This window comes from Janthinobacterium glycogeni (genome assembly GCF_051380725.1).
In the GTDB taxonomy this organism is placed as follows: Bacteria; Pseudomonadota; Gammaproteobacteria; order Burkholderiales; family Burkholderiaceae_D; genus Janthinobacterium.
On the sequence record NZ_JBNYXP010000005.1, the window covers coordinates 418,610 to 435,455 of the forward strand.

Here is a 16,846-nt window from a genome sequence, read left to right on the forward strand (position 1 = left end):
GCGGCGCCGTCGCTCCTATCTCTCTTACTCGAATAAAAACAATCGCATGGATTTTGAACTCTGGTGGCTCTTGGGTATCCCGATGTTTTTCGCGCTGGGCTGGATCGCCGCGCGCGTGGACATTCATCAACTGGTGTCCGAATCGCGCAGCCTGCCGCGCAATTACTTCAAGGGCTTGAATTTCCTGCTCAATGAACAGCATGACAAGGCCATCGACGCCTTCATCGAAGTCGTCAAGCTGGACCCGGAATCGGCCGATATGCACTTTGCGCTGGGCAACCTGTTCCGCCGCCGCGGCGAAACGGAGCGCGCCATCCGCGTGCACCAGAACCTGCTGGCGCGCCCGGACCTGCCGCTGGAACAGCAGGGCCACGCCGCCTACGAACTGGGCATGGATTACCTGAAAGCAGGTCTGCTGGACCGCGCCGAAGAAACCTTCAACAGCCTGGTCGACACGCAATATGCGGCCCAGGCGCGCCGCGCGCTGCTGGAAATCTACCAGCGCGAAAAGGAATGGCCACGCGCCATCGAAGCGGCCGTGGGCTTGCAGGAGTCGGGCGCCGGCGCGCGCCAGAAGGAAATCGCCCAGTTCTATTGCGAGCTGGCGCATGACGCGCTCGTGCACATGAAGCCGGACGACGCCATGCCGCTGCTGGAAAAAGCCTTGCAGACGGACCGCAAGAGCGTGCGCGCCACCATCCTGACGGGCGACGTGCTGCTGGCGCGCGGCGACGTGGAAGGCGCGCTGACCACCTGGCGCCGCGTGGAACAGCAAAGCGTGCCGCACGTGGCCCTGGTCGCGCAGCGCCTGATGGATGGCTACACCAAGCTGGGCCGTGCACAGGAAGGCGTCAACCTGCTTCGGTCCTACCTGGAAGAGGCGTCGTCGATCGACCTGATCGAAGTCGTCTTCAAGGCCGTTATCGAGCTCGACGGCGTGGAAGCGGCGAAGCAGCTGGTCAGCGCCGAGCTGCGCCGCACGCCGACCCTGCTGGGCCTCGACAAACTGCTGGAGGCGCGCATGATGGATGCGCCGGCCGCCATCTGGTCCGAGCTGTCGATGGTGAAAAACCTCGTGCACGGCTATACGCAGAAGCTGGCCCGCTACCAGTGCAGCCACTGCGGCTTCAAGGCTCGCCAGTTCTACTGGCACTGCCCTGGCTGCAACAAGTGGGAAACCTATCCACCGCGGCGCACCGAAGAACTCAATGTAATGAACTGATTCGTACACGTCACCTTGCCCTGAGCAATGTGGCGTGTACTTCTATGTAAGACCTGCTTTTTATCCATACGGTACAACCATGAAAATCACCATTATCGGCACGGGCTATGTAGGCCTCGTGACCGGCGCCTGCCTGGCGGAGCTGGGCAACGACGTCTTTTGCCTCGACCTGGACGCACGGAAGGTAGACTTGCTCAACAGCGGCGGCATCCCCATCCATGAACCGGGCCTGGAAGAAGTCGTGGCGCGCAACCGCGCCGCCGGACGCATGACCTTTTCCACCGATGTCGAGGCCGCCGTTGCGCACGGCGCGATGCAATTCATCGCCGTCGGCACGCCGCCCGATGAAGACGGCTCGGCCGACCTGCAATACGTGCTGGCCGCCGCGCGCGGCATCGGCAAGTACATGACGGACTTCAAGGTCATCGTCGACAAGTCGACCGTGCCCGTCGGCACGGCTGAAAAAGTGCGCGCCGCCATCCAGGGCGAACTGGACGCGCGCGGCGTGGCCGCCACGTTCTCGGTGGCGTCGAATCCGGAATTCCTCAAGGAAGGCGCGGCCGTCGAAGACTTCATGCGCCCCGATCGCATCGTCATCGGCGTCGACGCCACGCCGGACGGCGAGCGCGCGCGCGAATTGCTGAAAAGCCTGTACGCGCCGTTCAACCGCAACCATGAACGCACCTACTGGATGGACGTGCGCTCGGCCGAATTCACGAAATATGCGGCCAACGCCATGCTGGCCACGCGCATTTCGTTCATGAATGAACTGGCGAACCTGGCCGACAAGGTGGGCGTCGATATCGAAGCCGTGCGCCACGGCATCGGTTCCGACCCGCGCATCGGCCACAGCTTCCTGTATGCGGGCTGCGGCTATGGCGGTTCCTGCTTCCCGAAAGACGTGCAGGCGCTCGAGCGCACGGCGCGCGGCCACGGCCAGGAATTGCTGATCCTGCGCGCTGTCGAAGCCGTCAACGATCAGCAGAAGCAGGTGCTGGGACGCAAAGTGGTCACTCGCTTCGGCGAGGATCTGACGGGCCGGCATTTCGCCGTGTGGGGCCTGGCCTTCAAGCCGAACACGGACGACATGCGCGAAGCGTCGGCCCGCGTGCTGCTGGCCGACTTGCTGGGACGCGGCGCCACGGTGGCCGTGTACGACCCCGTCGCCATGGCCGAGGCGCGCCGCGTGCTGCAACTGGACTTGACGCCGGAGCAATTGGCCAGAGTGCGCTTTGCCGACAGCCCGAAGGATGCGCTGCAGGACGCCGATGCGCTGGTCATCGTGACCGAGTGGAAAGCCTTCCGCAGCCCCGACTTCGAGCAGGTCAAGGCGCGCCTGAAGCAGGCCGTGATCTTTGACGGGCGCAACCTGTTCGAGCCGGCCGTCATGGCCGAGAACGGCATTGAATACCACGGGATCGGTCGCTCGATCCTGACGCGCGCATGAGCGCCCAGGAGGTAGTCGCCTTGACGGCGCCGGCCGCGCTGGCCCAGGTACGCCTGCTGGTGGTGGGCGATGTGATGCTGGACCGCTACTGGTTCGGCGACGTCAGCCGTATTTCGCCGGAAGCGCCCGTGCCCATCGTGCGCATCGAGAAGCGCGAAGAGCGCCTGGGCGGCGCGGCCAACGTGGCGCGCAACGCGGCCGCGCTGGGAGCGAAGACGAGCTTGCTGGGCGTGGTCGGCGACGACGAGGCCGGCAGCCAGATCGAGCGCCTGCTCGAAGGCGGCGGCATCCACAGCTATCTGCAGCGCGATGCGGCCATTTCCACCATCATCAAGCTGCGCGTGATCGGCCGCCAGCAGCAGATGCTGCGCATCGACTTCGAGGATGCGCCCAGCGATACGGTGCTGCGCGACAAGCTGGCGCAGTTTAATGCCCTCTTGCCGCACTATGATGTGGTGATTTTGTCGGACTACGCCAAGGGCAGCCTGGTGAACGTGGCCGAGATGATCAAGGCGGCCCGGGCGGCTGGCAAGATCGTCATGGTCGACCCGAAAGGCGACGATTTCAGCCGCTATACGGGAGCGTCAGTGCTCACTCCGAACAAGTCGGAACTGCGCCGCGTGATCGGCAACTGGAGCACGGAAGAGCAACTCACGGAACGTGCGCAGCAGATGCGCGCGCAGCTGGGCCTGGACGCCTTGCTGCTGACCCGTTCCGAAGAAGGCATGAGCTTGTACACGGCCGACGAGGTGCTGCACATGCCCACCGATGCGCGCGAAGTGTTCGACGTCTCGGGCGCCGGCGACACGGTGATCGCCACCATGGCGGCGATGCTGGGCGCCGGCATGGGTCTGGGCGACGCCGTGCGCACGGCCAACCGGGCCGGCGGCATCGTCGTCGGCAAGCTGGGCACGGCCACCGTCACCCGCGACGAGCTGTTCCCCCAGTAACCATGCTGTACCACCTGCGCCGGAGCGTTTGATCTGGCGCAGGTCTTCCCATCCTTCCGCTGTCCCGTCTTGTCAACCGTATCACGCCACAGCCGTTAAAGCCGTTAAGGCGCTGCTCTTCCCTTGCGTTCGAGTCATCTTGAAACCACACCACGGAGAGATACCCATGTTCAAAAAAATACTGCTGGCCATCGCCACCTTGATCGCGACGATGGGCTTTGCCTTTGCCCAGGTCGATGTCAACAAGGCGGACCAGGCGGCACTCGACAGCGTCAAGGGCATCGGTCCCGTCACGTCGAAAGCCATCATCGATGAGCGTGCCAAGGGCGGCGCCTTCAAGGATTGGGCCGATTTCGAAAGCCGCGTGAAGGGCATCGGTCCGAAAAGTTCCGTGAAGTTGTCGGAAGCGGGCTTGCAAGTGAATGGCCAGGCCAAGTCCGGCGCGCCGGCGGCGCCCGCTCCGGCGGCGAAAGCTGCCCCGGCAAAAAAGGAGGCTGTTGTGAAGGAAGTTGCAGCGAAAGAAGCCGCACCGAAGCCAGCTGCTGCGACCGACACCGCTGCGGCGCCAGCCAAGACAGCCGCTGAAACGAAGAAAGAAGCTGCTGCCGCGAAGAAAGAAGCCAAGGCTGCCGCTGCCGCCGCGAAAAAAGAAGCCGCCGCCGCCAAGGCTGCCGCGCCTGCCGCCGCTGCCGATGGCGCCGCACCAGTGAAGAGCGCTGCGGAAGCGAAGAAGGAAGCTGCCGCCGCCAAGAAAGAAGCGAAGGCTGCGGCCGCTGCCGCGAAGAAAGAAGCGAAGCTGGCTGCCGCCGATGCGAAGAAGGCGGAAGCCGAGAAAAAGTAAGCGTGTTGCTGTAAGGCGTGTTGCGTGGTGGTGCCGCGCAGCACGAGAAGAAAACCCCGCGTGGTACCGGCCGCGCGGGGTTTTTTTTAGGCTCTGTCATCGGCAAGTAGGGGACATACCGGAATCTTCCGTTGGCTGTGCTGTCTGACTCTGCATATTCACCATACAGGGAGCAGATCATGCAGCCAGCCGAATGGATCCGTTTTATCGCGCAGTTTGCGCAGTTGAACCGGCGCCAGCGGCAGGCAGGCATGGCCCTGCTGCGTGGCAACACACCACACGACGCGACCGTCGCGTTGCTGGAGGGCGTGGCGCAGCCGCGCCTGGCCTGTCCCGCCTGCCGTTCGGCTCACCTGCATCGGCATGGCCATGCGCACGGCTTGCAGCGCTACCGCTGTGTGCCTTGCGGGCGCACCTTCAATGCCTTGACGGGGACGCCGCTGGCTCGCCTGCGCCATAAATCGTTGTGGCTCGACTACGCCGATTGCTTGCTTGCATCGGATTCCGTGCGCAAGGCGGCGCTACAACTGGGCGTGCACCGCAACACCACGTTTCGCTGGCGCCACCGGTTTTTATCGTTGGCAAAAACGGACCGGCCGCATGGCCTGCATGGCATCGCCGAGGCCGACGAGCTATATGTGCTGGAATCGGAAAAGGGCTCCAGGCAGATGACGCGTCCGGCCCGCCGCCGTGGCGGCCGTGCGCAACGGCGCGGCATATCCAACGAGCAAGTCTGCATCCTGGTGGCGCGCGACCGCACGGGCCAGACCCTCGATTTCGTCACGGGCAAAGGGCAACTGACGAAGGCGCAATTGCACCGCTGCTTGTTGCCTGTCGTCGATAAGGATATTCTGCTGGTCACGGATGGCCATGCGGCCTACCGGGCGTTTGCGCGGGAAGCGGGCCTCAGTCATCAGGCCGTCAACTTGCGCGCCGGCATCCGCGTGCAGGGCGCCGCGCACGTGCAGAACGTCAATGCGTATCACAGCCGCCTGCGCGAATGGTTAAGGCCGTTTCACGGCGTGGCGACACGCTACCTGCCCAATTACCTGGGCTGGCGCTGGATACTCGACGCCAGGCGCATCCGCTCACCAGAAACGTTATTGAAAGCAACGCTGGGCGCATTCCCACATCTGACGGTGACATAGCCTTTTTTTATGCACCTACAGCTGCGACTCGATCGGCAGCCAGCGCATCACGGACACCAGCAGGCGGCGCCAGAAGCCTGACTCCGGATCGTGCGTCCACACCTTGGCGGGCTGCTCGGTGGCGTCGGACCAGCGCAGGGCGCCGTTGTCGAGGAACAGTCGATAGCTGGTGTCGCTCGCTGTCGAATGCAGGAACAGCGCGCGCATGTCCGCCGCCAGGGCGGCATCGTCGAACAGCACGCCCATTTCCGTATTCAGCTGGGCCGAGCGGGGATCGAGGTTGAAGGAGCCGACGAAGCCGCGCTGGCCGTCGACCACTACGGCCTTGGTATGCAGGCTGGCGCGGCTCGAGCCCATCAGGCTGATGCGCTTGCGGTGCTGGGTTTTCAATTCAAACAGATCGACACCGCCGCCCAGCAGCGCTTCGCGGTAGCGCGCATAGCCCGCATGCACGAGGGCCACGTCGGTCGCGGCCAGCGAGTTGGTCAGCACTTGCACCTTGACGCCGGCGGCGACCTTGTCGCCCAGAGTCTGCGTCAGCTCTGTGCCGGGCACGAAGTAGGGCGAGGTCAGCAGCGCCTCCTCGCGCGCGTCCGTCAGCAGCGGCAGCAAGCTGTGCATGAGCCAGTGCTCGCTGCGCTGCAAACCGGCCACGGGCGCGGCTTTTTCCGGCGGGTCCGACAGCACCTGCACCTGGCTACTCCAGTGCAGGCGCAGCCGGCCATCAAGGTGGGCTTGCAGCTGGCCCGCATCGGTGAGCTGCCGCAGGTAGGGCGAAGCGCCCACTTCGCCCGTGAGCGCATCGAGGCGCGCACGCACCGCCTGTAATGCCGGCGCGCCTGCGTCCTTGCCTGCGTGCAAGGCGCCGATGGGGAGGACGGCGCGGCTGTTCCAGAAGCGGTCGAAGATGTCGCTCGTCTGCCGCACGGCGGGCCCCACCAGCAGCAAGTCGGCATCCTGGAAATTGACTTGCTCGGCGGCATCGAAGTATTCATCGCCGATATTGCGCCCGCCGACCAGGGCGACCCTGCCGTCGACGATCCAGGCCTTGTTGTGCATGCGCCGGTTCAGGCTGACGGCGCGCAAGGCCATTTCCACGGCGCGCATCCAGATGCCGTCGCGGTTGCGGCCCGGATTGAAGATGCGCACGTCGATCAGCGGGTGGCTGTCGAGCGCGAGGATGGCGGCGTCCTGGCCGCGCGCGTTGATATCGTCGAGCAATACGCGCACGCGCACGCCGCGGTCGGCCGCGCGCAGCAGTTCGCGCACCAGCAGCCTTCCCGTGACGTCGTTATGCCAGATGTAGTATTGCAGGTCGAGGCTGCGGCCCGCTTCGCGCGCGCTCAGGGCGCGCAGGGCGAACGCTTCCAGGTTGTCGTCGATCAGGGCCGTGCCGCTCTGGCCCGGGCGTTGCGCCAGCTGCGGCGCCAGCACGCGGTCGAGCAGGGTGGCCTCCGTCGCCACGGGCAAGGCCGTTCCCGGCGCGCCCAGCGCGCGTTCGGCGAAGCGCCCGTAGCTGTACAGGGCAGCGATGCTGAGCACGGCAAACAAGATGGCCAGCAGCAGCAATTTGACGAGCATGCGGCGCACCGTCAGCGGACCGCGCGCATGTTGCGGCGTGCGGGATGGAGGGCGGTCTGGCGCATGCGTGCCTTTCGTGAACGGGGGAGTGGCCGATTGTAGCAGTTTCTACAATGCACGATTTTCGACCTGGAACATCCTTGCCTGCCGTCAAAAATGCGAGAATGACCAGCTCAATCAATCATCGGGAGACGACGGCATGGTAGGGATTGTGACGGTAATGACGGCAGCCATGCTGTCGGCGAGTGTGGCGGCGGCGCCGGGCGCCGACCCGGCGCAGCAGCAGATCGAGCGCGTCGTGGCGCAGATATCGCCGCAGCGCATCGAGGCGCATGTGCGCAAGCTGGTCAGTTTCCAGACGCGCCATACGATGTCCGAGACCGTGTCCGACACGCGCGGTATCGGCGCGGCCCGGCGCTGGATCAAGGCCGAGCTGGAGCACTGCGGCGCGCAGGCGGGCGGGCGGCTGCAGGTGGCGTTCGACAGCCACGTGGCGCCCGTGTCGAAACGCGTTGCGCGGCCGACGGACATCGTCAACGTGGTGGCGACCCTGCCGGGCAGCCAGCCGCAGTCGGCCGGGCGCATCTATGTCGTCAGCGGCCACTATGACTCGCGCGCCACCGACGTGATGGATGCGCAGGGCGACGCGCCGGGCGCCAACGATGATGCCTCGGGCACGGCGGCCGTGATCGAAATGGCCTGCGTAATGGCGCGCCACCAGTTCGACGCCACGCTCGTCTTCATGGCCGTGGCGGCCGAGGAACAGGGTTTGTTGGGTTCCGCTCATTGGGCGCAGCAGGCGAAGTTGAACAAACTCAACATCGCCGGCATGCTCAATAACGACATCATCGGCAGTTCGCGCGCCGACGATGGCACGGTCGACGGCGGCCAGGTGCGTTTGTTTGCCGAGGGTATCCCGGCCGTGAAGGAGATGAGCGACGGCGTGCGGGCCCTGGTGGCGACGGGCGGCGAAAACGATTCCATTTCGCGCCAGCTGGCGCGCCATGTGAAACAGGTGGGCGAGCGCTATGTGCCCGGTTTCAAGGTCAACGTCATCCAGCGCGCCGACCGCTACCTGCGCGGCGGCGACCATATGCCCTTCCTCGCGCAAGGCTACGCGGCGCTGCGCTTCACGGAGCCGCACGAGGATTTTGCCCATCAACACCAGGATGTGCGCGTGGAAAACGGCGTGCAGTACGGCGACTTGCCGCAATTCGTCGATTATGACTACGTGGCGAAAGTGGCGAGGGTGAATGCGGCGGCGCTCGCCTCGCTGGCCCTGGCGCCGGCCGCGCCCTTTGGCGTGCAGGTGCGCACGGCCCAGCTGGAAAACGCCACTACCCTCGTATGGCAGCCGAATACGGAACCGGACCTGGCCGGCTACCGCATCGTCTGGCGCGCCACGACGGCCGACCAGTGGCAGGGCGCGCAGGATGTGGGCAAGGTCACTGAGGCCAGGGTCAAGCTGTCGAAAGACAACTATTTCTTTGGCGTCCAGGCCATCGACAAAGATGGCAACGTCAGCGTGGCAACTTACCCCATGCCCCTGCGTTAGGCGCTGTTGACAGGCAGGCGGGCCAGAAAACCGTGGATCTGGGAAACGACGGCCGCGCCTTCGCCGACGGCGGCGGCCACGCGCTTGGTCGAGCCTGCCCGCACGTCGCCGATGGCGAACACGCCCGGCACGCTCGTTTCCAGCGCGGCCCGCTCGGGCAGGTTAGGCGGCGGATAGGGGAGATGCGCCGTGTGGCCGTGGGCGCGGCATTCGGCGCGCGTGACGTCGAAGCCCGTGCGGATGAAACCCTGTTCATCGACGGCCACGGCGCAGTCGTGCAGCCAGTCCGTGTTCGGATCGGCGCCCACAAACAGGAACACGCGGCGCACGGCGCAATCGGCTTCCTCCCCCGTGCGGTTGTTGCGCCAGCGCACCTCCGTCAAGCCATCGTCATCGCCTTCGAGGGCGATGATTTCCGTGTGCGTGTGCAAGGTGATGTTGGGCGTGGCGGCGATCCGTTCGATCAGGTAGCTCGACATGCTGGCCGCCAGGCCCTCGCCGCGGATCACCATGTGGACCTTGGCGGCGTGGCCGGAGAGAAACACGGCCGCCTGGCCGGCCGAATTGCCGCCGCCGACCAGGATGATCTCTTCCTGCCGGCACAGCTTGGCTTCGATGGGCGAGGCCCAGTAATACACGCCCCGCCCCTCATACGTTTTCAGGTTGGCCAGCGAGGGGCGGCGGTAGCGCGCGCCGCACGACAGCACCACCGTGCGGGCGCGCACCTGCGTGCCGTCGCACAGCTTGACGCGCAGCGGCCAGGTGTCGCACAGCAAGTTGGCGGCGCTGGCCGGGGTGGCGATCTCGACGCCGAACTTTTGCGCCTGCACGTAGGCGCGTCCCGCCAGGGCGCGGCCGGAAATGCCGGTAGGAAAACCCAGGTAATTTTCGATGCGCGCGCTGGCGCCCGCCTGGCCGCCATAGGCGCGCTGCTCGAGCGCCAGCACCGATAAACCCTCGGAGGCCGCATACACGGCCGTGGCCAGGCCGGCGGGACCGGCGCCCACCACCAGCACGTCGAAGAGTTTGTCGCCGGACAAATCGGGCAGCATGCCCAGGCAGCGTCCCAGTTCCGCATTGCCGGGATTTTTCATGATCTTGCCGTCTGGACAGACCACCAGCGGCCAATCCTGCGGCGCGGGCTGGTAGCGCCCGGCCAGCGCGGCGGCGGCCGCATCGGTGGCCGGGTCGAGCGCCGTGTGCGGATGGCCATTGCTCGATAAAAAGCTTTGCAGGTGGAACAGATTGCCATTGCCGCGCGGCCCCACCAGCACGGGGCCGCCCGAATTCGATTCGATCAGCGCCACGCGGCGCAGGATCAGGGCGCGCACGATGCGTTCGCCCATTTCCGCTTCCGCCACGATCAGCGCGCGCAAGGACTCCGAACTGATGTCGAGCAATTCCACCTCGCCTACGGCGCTGCCGTTGACGAGGGTGGGGCGGCCGGACAATTGCGCCACTTCGGCAATGAAGTGGCCGACGCCCACTTCGCGCAGCACGGACGCCTGCCCCAGCACTTCGTGGCGCGTGATGCTGACGCGCCCGGACAGTATCACCAGCATGCCGAAGCTGCTGCTGCCCGCCTGGAACAGCGTCTCGCCATCGGCAAAGCGCCGCCGCGTGCCGTAGCGCTGCAAGCGTTGCAGTTCGAGCGCATTGAAAACGGGCGAGATCTGGTGGCTGCGGCCCTGCAAGTCGAGCGTGGCGAACTGGACGGGATCGTCCTGCGTCGTTTCGGGAATGAATTCGGGTGTGCTGCTGGCCATGGCGGGTCCGTTCGGAGGCTGAATAAGCAAATAACAAAAATAACTAACAGTGACGAGTCTAGCGCATGCGGCGCGCGCCTGCCGCAATACCCTTTGCGCACGCCCGGAAATGGCGGGGCGGCAGGCGCCATGCGGCGTGTCGCGGCGCTGCCGCACGCGCACGCGGGTCCGGAAGCGGCCGCCGATGAGCGATACGCCGTCCAGCATCTCATATTAGAATGGGTCCTTGTTGAATCTACTCACACAGACACGATGGCTTACAAGACACTTGAAGATACGATAGGCAATACCCCGCTGGTGCAGCTGACGCGCTTGCCGGGTGCCGATGCGCTTGCGCGCAACAACGTCATCCTGGGCAAGCTGGAAGGCAATAACCCGGCCGGCTCCGTGAAGGACCGCGCGGCCATGTCCATGCTCAAGCGCGCTGAAGAGCGCGGCGTCATCAAGCCGGGCGATACCCTGATCGAGGCGACCAGCGGCAATACGGGCATCGCGCTGGCCATGGCCGCCGCCTTGCGCGGCTACAAGATGCTGCTCTTGATGCCGGATAACCTCAGTGTCGAGCGCCGCCAGAGCATGGCCGCCTACGGCGCCGACATTTTATTGACGCCGAAGACGGGCGGCATGGAGTATGCGCGCGATCTGGCCGAGCAGATGCAGAAGGATGGACGCGGCGTCATCCTCGACCAGTTCGCCAACGAAGACAATTCGCGCGCCCACTATGAAAGCACGGGGCCGGAAATCTGGCGCGATACCAATGGCCAGGTCACGCATTTCGTCAGCGCCATGGGCACGACGGGCACCATCATGGGCGTGTCGCGCTATTTGAAGGAGCAAAATCCCGCCATCCAGATCATCGGCGCCCAGCCCGAGGAAGGCTCGCAGATTCCCGGCATCCGCAAATGGCCGGAAGCGTATTTGCCGAAAATCTACGACAAGAGCCGCGTCGACCAGGTGGAATACGTGAGCCAGGGCGTGGCCGAGCGCATGGCGCGCAGCCTGGCGGCGGAAGAGGGCTTGTTTTGCGGCATCTCGGCGGCCGGTGCGTGCGAAATCGCGCTGCGCATCTCGCAAACGGTGGAAAACGCGACCATCGTGTTCGTCGTCTGCGACCGTGGCGACCGCTACCTGTCTACCGGTGTCTTTCCTGCTTGATAGAGGACGCCCAAGCAAACCTCGCGCGGCGTGCTTTGCGGCCTGCGATGTTCACCGTGCTCTAGCACGGTTGCGCTTCTTAGCCACAAATCACTGCCGCTCGCTACGGTTTTGTCGGGCGTCGATACAGCTTGGGGAATCATGTAAAACGGGAAATATATCGGCCAGAACGGCCTGAGAACTGCTGGAAATACCCCCTCCCCATGGCGGGGAGGGAAAACCTGCGAACTGGCAGGATCAGCCTTGTGGCGTTTCGCCTTCTTTTGGCTTGAATTGCTTGTCGCTGATGCGGAATTTGTTACGACGGTCACCCATCAGGTAACGCAGGTCGCGGATGCTCAGGTCGCTGACTTCGTGCATGCGGATCAGCAGCGATGCGCCGACCGGCAGGCGGTGGTGGCGAATTTTACTGATGACCGGCGGCGCCACTTCCAGCGCGCGGGACAAGGCTGCGTCGTTTTTCAGGCGCAGGTTTTCGATCAGGGTATCGAGCAGTCTGTTTGGGTTGTACTGAAGCAGATCGTCGGAGTCCGAATCGCTGTTCATATCAATGCCGACTTGGTTTGTCATGATGTTATTGTTCCTTCTGTAGTTGCACTGCAAAGTAAAAAACACTCGGAGCTCGCTCTTGCTGCGTTCATGTTCATTCTTTACTAAAAGGAACGAATTCACACACGGTACGATCCGGGATACAGTTTTTCATGATATATACACAATTGTACAACAGGATTCAATTTCAGGCGGGAAAGCCCGCTAATCTTGCTTTGTACAGAACCGGTGTTGTCTAGCTGCAACACCTATTTATTCTTTATTATGCTCTATGATAGAGCAAAAATTGTACTTTGACAAAAGTTAAGTATAAAACCACTACTGCATCCCGTGCCGCACAAAGGCTGGCGAGCGAGGCTGGCACATGTTATCGGCCCCACCATAGACCTGTTTGCCGGTCGCTTCAACATCGCTTACGCTTTCTTACAAGTAATATTATAACTTTACACTGACTTTCGGTTAGCGTGCGCGCACTTGACTGATGGCCTTGCCCAGGTCAATCACTGACATGGCATAAAAATAACTTCTGTTGTACTGAGTTATAGCAAAGAAGTTATTGGTTGCCAAGTGATACTCAGTTGCTTCTGAACCATTTTGTAAATCGATCAAGCCAAACAACATGTTCTGGGGCGTGGACGGGGCGGCGCTCACGCCGGCTTCCTGCAGTTCCCCCAGCCGGTATTTGGCTTGCAGGCCCTGGCCGATGTACTTTTCCCACGAGCGGCTGGCCGACACGGTGACGGGATACGTGCTGGTGGCCGGGTCGTCGCGCCGCCAGCCATGTTCGACGAGGAAATGCGCGACGCTGCCGATGGCGTCGGCCGTGGAATTGCGCAGGTCGATATGGCCATCGCCATCGAAGTCCACCGCATATTTCATGATGCTGCTGGGCATGAATTGCGGCAAGCCAATGGCGCCCGCATACGAGCCGAGCAGGGTCAAGGGATCGATGCCATCCTTGCGCGCGTACAGCAGCGCGTTTTCCAGTTCTCCCTTGAAAAATTCCATGCGCGCGGCGCGGGTCGGGCTTTCCGGATACGAAAACGCCAGGGTCGTCAGCGCGTCGAGCACGCGGAAACGGCCGGTGTTGCGTCCGTACACGGTTTCCACGCCGATGATGCCGACGATGATCTCGGCCGGCACGCCATACTCGCGCTCGGCGCGCGCCAGCGCTTCCGCATTCTCTTCCCAGAATTTCACGCCCGCATTGATGCGCACCGGCTCGATGAAGCGGGCGCTGTACGCCTGCCAGTTCTTCGGCTTGCCGGGCGGCGCCGGCTTCATCAGCTGCACGGTCGACTCGACATAGCGCACCTTGCCGATCAGGGTATCGAGCTCGACGCGGTCAAAGCCATGCTTGGCGGACATGTCGTCGAGGAAGGCGCGGACTTCCTTCCAGTTGGCATAGTCGACAAACTCGCCTTCGAAGTCGAATTTTGCCGGTGCTTTTTTGGCTGCCGCCTTGGCGGGCGGGGCCTTGGCCGCGCGCATGGCGCGGGCGCGGTCGGCAGCGGAAATATGGCTGTTTTCGCCAGCGTGCGCGGTCGCCAGGCACAGTGGAAGGGAGAGGAGCAGGGACAGGGCGGAGTTTTTGATCGGTAACAAGGAGCGTCTCATCGGCATTGGGTTAACAGGCGGCGCAAGCTGCGCCGCGCGCGGAGTTGTTCGTCTGGGGTGGCATTACCATACTTCATCGCGGCATAGATTGCCAGAAACTGTGCGATGGCGGCGTGCGCCTCTTGTGTGGCCTTGCCTGCGGCCAACCGTGCAGCATAACCGTGCGGACCTTCATGCGGCGCACGGCTGTAGCCGCGTCGCGCCTGCTGGCGGCAAAACTGTGCGTACAGGGCGTCGAGCGGATCGCCCTGCCGCGCCTGCCGCCACCAGACCAGTCCACCGGCCACGGCGGACAGCACGGCCAGCACGGCGCAAGCGAATGCCAGCTTCTTCGCTGGCAAGTTTTTCAAGTGATCGAGTATGGCGCGCCGGCGTTGCGGCGTGGTGTCGAGTACCCAGCTGCTCCAGGCATGCTCGGCCTGTTGCCATTGCTGGCGCCACGCGGCAAGGGCCCCTTGCGCGCCGCCGTCGAGGCCGGCCAGGGTCCGCCACGCCGACAGCGGCGACGGGGGCGGCGGCAGGGCGGCATCGAGGTTGCGCTGCGTGCGCAGGGGGGCGACGGCGCCGGTGGGATCGATGCGCACCCAGCCCCGGCCGGCCAGCCACACTTCGCTCCAGGCATGGGCATCGGACTGGCGCACGCTCACACTGTTGTCGGTGCCGTTGCGCAAGCCGCCCTGGTAACCGGTGACGACGCGCGCGGGGATGCCCATGGCGCGCATCAGTACGACAAAGCTGCCCGCGTAATGTTCGCAAAAACCCGCCTGCGTACTAAACAGGAAGTCGTCGACGCCATGCTTGCCCAGCAGCGGCGGCTGCAGGGTGTAGCGGAAGGGCGCGCGGCGGAAGTGTTCGAGCACGGCGGCGACGGCGTCGGCGGGCGCCAGCGCCTGCGCACCATGGCCGCGCAGGGCGCGGGCCCAGGCCACGCTGCGCGGGTTGCTGCCAGCGGGCAAGGCCAGCCATGGCTGTTGCTGCGTGGCCGGCAAGCCGGCCTGCAGCCGGTAGCGGGCCTGGGAACTGGCGCGGTAACGCACGGTCGAAGTAATGGGCTGTATGGTCAGCACTTCCAGCGCGGACGAGACGACGTAGGGATTGCCGGGCAAGCGTTCGATGCTGCGCGGCACGTCAAGCGCGAAGATGCGCCGCTGGCCGCTCGCCTGCAAGGTCACTTCATATTGGCTGGGCTGGCCTTCCAGCGCGATGTCGATGCGGCTGTCGCTGGCTGGCGCGCGGCCCTTCGCGCCCCTGCGCGTCCAGGTGGCGCCGTCGAAGTCGCCTAGCACCACGCCGCGCCAATACAGCTGGTCTTGCGGCGGGATCGGTGTGCTGAAACGGGCCGTAAAGACAGGGGCGCTTGACAGGGCCAGCGAGGCGATGGCGCCCGGCTGCATGCTGTCGGACAAGCCCGTGCGCGCCTGGGCGTCTTCTGGCCCAGCGCCCCACAGGGGGCCGTCGACGCGCGGCACGGCAAGAAACATCACGGCCGACAGGGGGACGGCCAGTGCCAGCATGCGTCCCAGCAAATTTAACCGTTGCGCCAGGCGGGGCTGTACGGCGCCGTATTGGGCCGACAGCAGGGCGGCCAGCAGGACGATGACGGTGGCCAGCATCCAGGCAGCGCTGAGGATGCCTTGCGTATGGAAAAAGTTCGCCAGCAGAAGGAAAAAACTGAGGAAGACGAAGACGAAGATGTCGCGCCGGCCATGCATTTCCAGCGATTTCAAGGCCAGCAGCAGGGCTAGCATGGCCACGCCGGGATCGCGTCCCAGCACGGTGCCATAGCTGGCGTAGACGCCGGCGATGCCGAACAGGGCCAGCGGCGCAAGCAGGGTGAGCTGCGGCTGGCGCCTGCCCCGCACGGTAATGACGGCGCGCCACAGCAGGAGCGCGGCAGCGGCGGCCGACAGCCATAGGGGCAGGTGCAGCACGTGCGGCGCCAGCACCATGGCGGCGGCCAGCAACAGCAGCACGATGTCGGCCTTGTCGCGTGGCAAGTTACTGAGCCAGCGCCTCATGGGGCCGCCTGGCTGGCAGATAAATCATGCAGGGCCAGCGCGCGCAGGCAGGCGTCGCGGTGGCTGGCGCCCAAGGCCGGCGCCACGGTCAGCGCGCCCAGGCGCAAGCCATATGGCAGGCCCGTGCGTTCGGCTTGCAGCACCCAGGCGGCCAGGCGCGACAGGCGCGCTTCCGGCGCCAGCGCGTGCAGGGCGGCGTGCTCCAACACGATGCTGCCATGGGCTGCGCCTGCGGGAGCGTCGGCGGCAGGCTGGAATTGCTTGCTGAATACATGCTCGCCGTCATGGCGGGCGATCTGGCGCCAGGCCAGGCGCCGCAAAGGGTCGCCTGGCCGGTAGGCGCGCACGCCCGCCAGTTCCAGGGCGCCATCGGACGAGTCTGGCGAGCCTGGCTGCCGTGTTTGCTGTGCCTGCCTTGCCGTGCCGGCAGGCAAGGGCAGCGGCGGCGCGCCCTGTTCTGGCTGCGGATATACGAGCACGCGCGCATCGGGCTGCCAGTGGCACCATGCAACAAACAGGCCCAGCGGGAAACTGCCGGACAGGCGCACGGAGGGCGCATCGAGCCAGCCGCGTTGCCGCGCCGTTACGACGATGCCGACGGCTGTTTCCCCGTGGGCGGCGATGTCTGCCAGGCTGGGCGCTGCCGCCACACCGCTGAGGGCGAGATGGATCGCATGGCGCGGGCGCGCGCTGCGGTTGATCAGGCGCAAGGTGAACAAGGCGTGGCTGCCCGCGAACACGGGGCTGCCCGGCGTGGCGGCCAGCGCCAGGCCCGCCAGGTTGCGGCTGGCAAACAGCATGTCGGCGATGGCGCAGGCGGCGGCGAAATACGTGAGCGCATAACCGAGGCCCAGACGGTAATTGACGGCGGCGATCCACAGCGCCAGCAGCAGCGCGGCAAACGCCAGGCCCGCGCGCGAAGGGCGGATGTGCACGCGCTGCGCGCCCAGCCAGGGACGCGCCGGCAGCCAAGAGATATTGCGCCAGCGCATGCCGC

At 64.8% G+C, this 16,846-nt stretch carries 13 protein-coding genes; 7 read left to right on the plus strand and 6 right to left on the minus strand.

What is annotated here, in order from left to right:
• Positions 1-46: 46 nt before the first annotated feature.
• The 5 genes from lapB (at position 47) to ACQ4W4_RS14900 (ending at position 5,608) form a co-directional block, all read left to right on the plus strand.
• Positions 47-1,222 (plus strand): lipopolysaccharide assembly protein LapB, encoded by a 1,176-nt coding sequence (gene lapB / locus ACQ4W4_RS14880; protein WP_070219401.1) that lies wholly within the window; start codon positions 47-49, stop codon positions 1,220-1,222.
• A gap of 79 nt (positions 1,223-1,301) precedes the next feature.
• The gene (locus ACQ4W4_RS14885; protein WP_436542653.1) at positions 1,302-2,669 is read left to right on the plus strand and encodes a UDP-glucose dehydrogenase family protein; all 1,368 of its coding nucleotides are present in this window, start codon (positions 1,302-1,304) and stop codon (positions 2,667-2,669) included.
• Positions 2,666-3,619, plus strand: a complete 954-nt coding sequence (rfaE1, locus tag ACQ4W4_RS14890) for a D-glycero-beta-D-manno-heptose-7-phosphate kinase (protein ID WP_436542654.1) — start codon at positions 2,666-2,668, stop codon at positions 3,617-3,619. Before ACQ4W4_RS14885 ends, rfaE1 begins: the two co-directional genes overlap by 4 nt.
• 166 nt (positions 3,620-3,785) lie before the next feature.
• Positions 3,786-4,460, plus strand: a complete 675-nt coding sequence (locus ACQ4W4_RS14895; protein WP_436542655.1) for a ComEA family DNA-binding protein — start codon at positions 3,786-3,788, stop codon at positions 4,458-4,460.
• Positions 4,461-4,639: 179 nt separating this feature from the next.
• On the plus strand, positions 4,640-5,608 hold the full coding sequence (locus ACQ4W4_RS14900; RefSeq protein ID WP_436542656.1) for an IS1595 family transposase: 969 nt from the start codon (positions 4,640-4,642) through the stop codon (positions 5,606-5,608).
• Positions 5,609-5,623: 15 nt separating this feature from the next.
• Here the strand turns inward: ACQ4W4_RS14900 and ACQ4W4_RS14905 are convergent, their stop codons facing one another.
• Entirely contained in the window at positions 5,624-7,189 is a 1,566-nt protein-coding gene (locus ACQ4W4_RS14905) for a phospholipase D family protein (RefSeq protein ID WP_436542657.1), read from the minus strand.
• Positions 7,190-7,388: 199 nt separating this feature from the next.
• Between ACQ4W4_RS14905 and ACQ4W4_RS14910 the strand changes: the two genes are divergently transcribed.
• Positions 7,389-8,744: a M20/M25/M40 family metallo-hydrolase gene (locus tag ACQ4W4_RS14910; RefSeq protein ID WP_436542658.1), complete on the plus strand. Its 1,356-nt coding sequence runs from the start codon at positions 7,389-7,391 to the stop codon at positions 8,742-8,744.
• On the opposite strand, the gene ACQ4W4_RS14915 is transcribed toward ACQ4W4_RS14910, so the two are convergent.
• A complete protein-coding gene (locus ACQ4W4_RS14915) occupies positions 8,741-10,510 on the minus strand; it encodes an FAD-dependent oxidoreductase (protein ID WP_436542659.1) in 1,770 nt (589 codons plus the stop codon). The genes ACQ4W4_RS14910 and ACQ4W4_RS14915 overlap by 4 nt on opposite strands.
• A gap of 252 nt (positions 10,511-10,762) precedes the next feature.
• On the opposite strand from ACQ4W4_RS14915, the gene cysM reads away from it, so the two are divergent.
• A complete protein-coding gene (gene cysM / locus ACQ4W4_RS14920; RefSeq protein WP_035825682.1) occupies positions 10,763-11,665 on the plus strand; it encodes a cysteine synthase CysM in 903 nt (300 codons plus the stop codon).
• A 237-nt stretch (positions 11,666-11,902) separates the two neighbouring features.
• Here cysM and ACQ4W4_RS14925 read toward each other — a convergent pair whose 3' ends face one another.
• From ACQ4W4_RS14925 to ACQ4W4_RS14940, 4 genes are all read right to left on the minus strand, one after another.
• Complete coding sequence (locus tag ACQ4W4_RS14925; RefSeq protein ID WP_034751784.1) at positions 11,903-12,235, minus strand: hypothetical protein; 333 nt, start codon at positions 12,233-12,235, stop codon at positions 11,903-11,905.
• Between the two features lie 438 nt (positions 12,236-12,673).
• Positions 12,674-13,837, minus strand: a complete 1,164-nt coding sequence (gene mltB / locus ACQ4W4_RS14930) for a lytic murein transglycosylase B (protein ID WP_436542660.1) — start codon at positions 13,835-13,837, stop codon at positions 12,674-12,676.
• Positions 13,828-15,849 carry a transglutaminase TgpA family protein gene (locus tag ACQ4W4_RS14935; RefSeq protein WP_436542661.1) on the minus strand — a complete coding sequence of 674 codons (2,022 nt, stop codon included), beginning with the start codon at positions 15,847-15,849 and terminating at the stop codon, positions 13,828-13,830. The genes mltB and ACQ4W4_RS14935 overlap by 10 nt, the downstream gene beginning before the upstream one ends.
• Entirely contained in the window at positions 15,846-16,841 is a 996-nt protein-coding gene (locus tag ACQ4W4_RS14940) for a DUF58 domain-containing protein (RefSeq protein ID WP_436542662.1), read from the minus strand. The genes ACQ4W4_RS14935 and ACQ4W4_RS14940 overlap by 4 nt, the downstream gene beginning before the upstream one ends.
• Between the last annotated feature and the right edge of the window lie 5 nt (positions 16,842-16,846).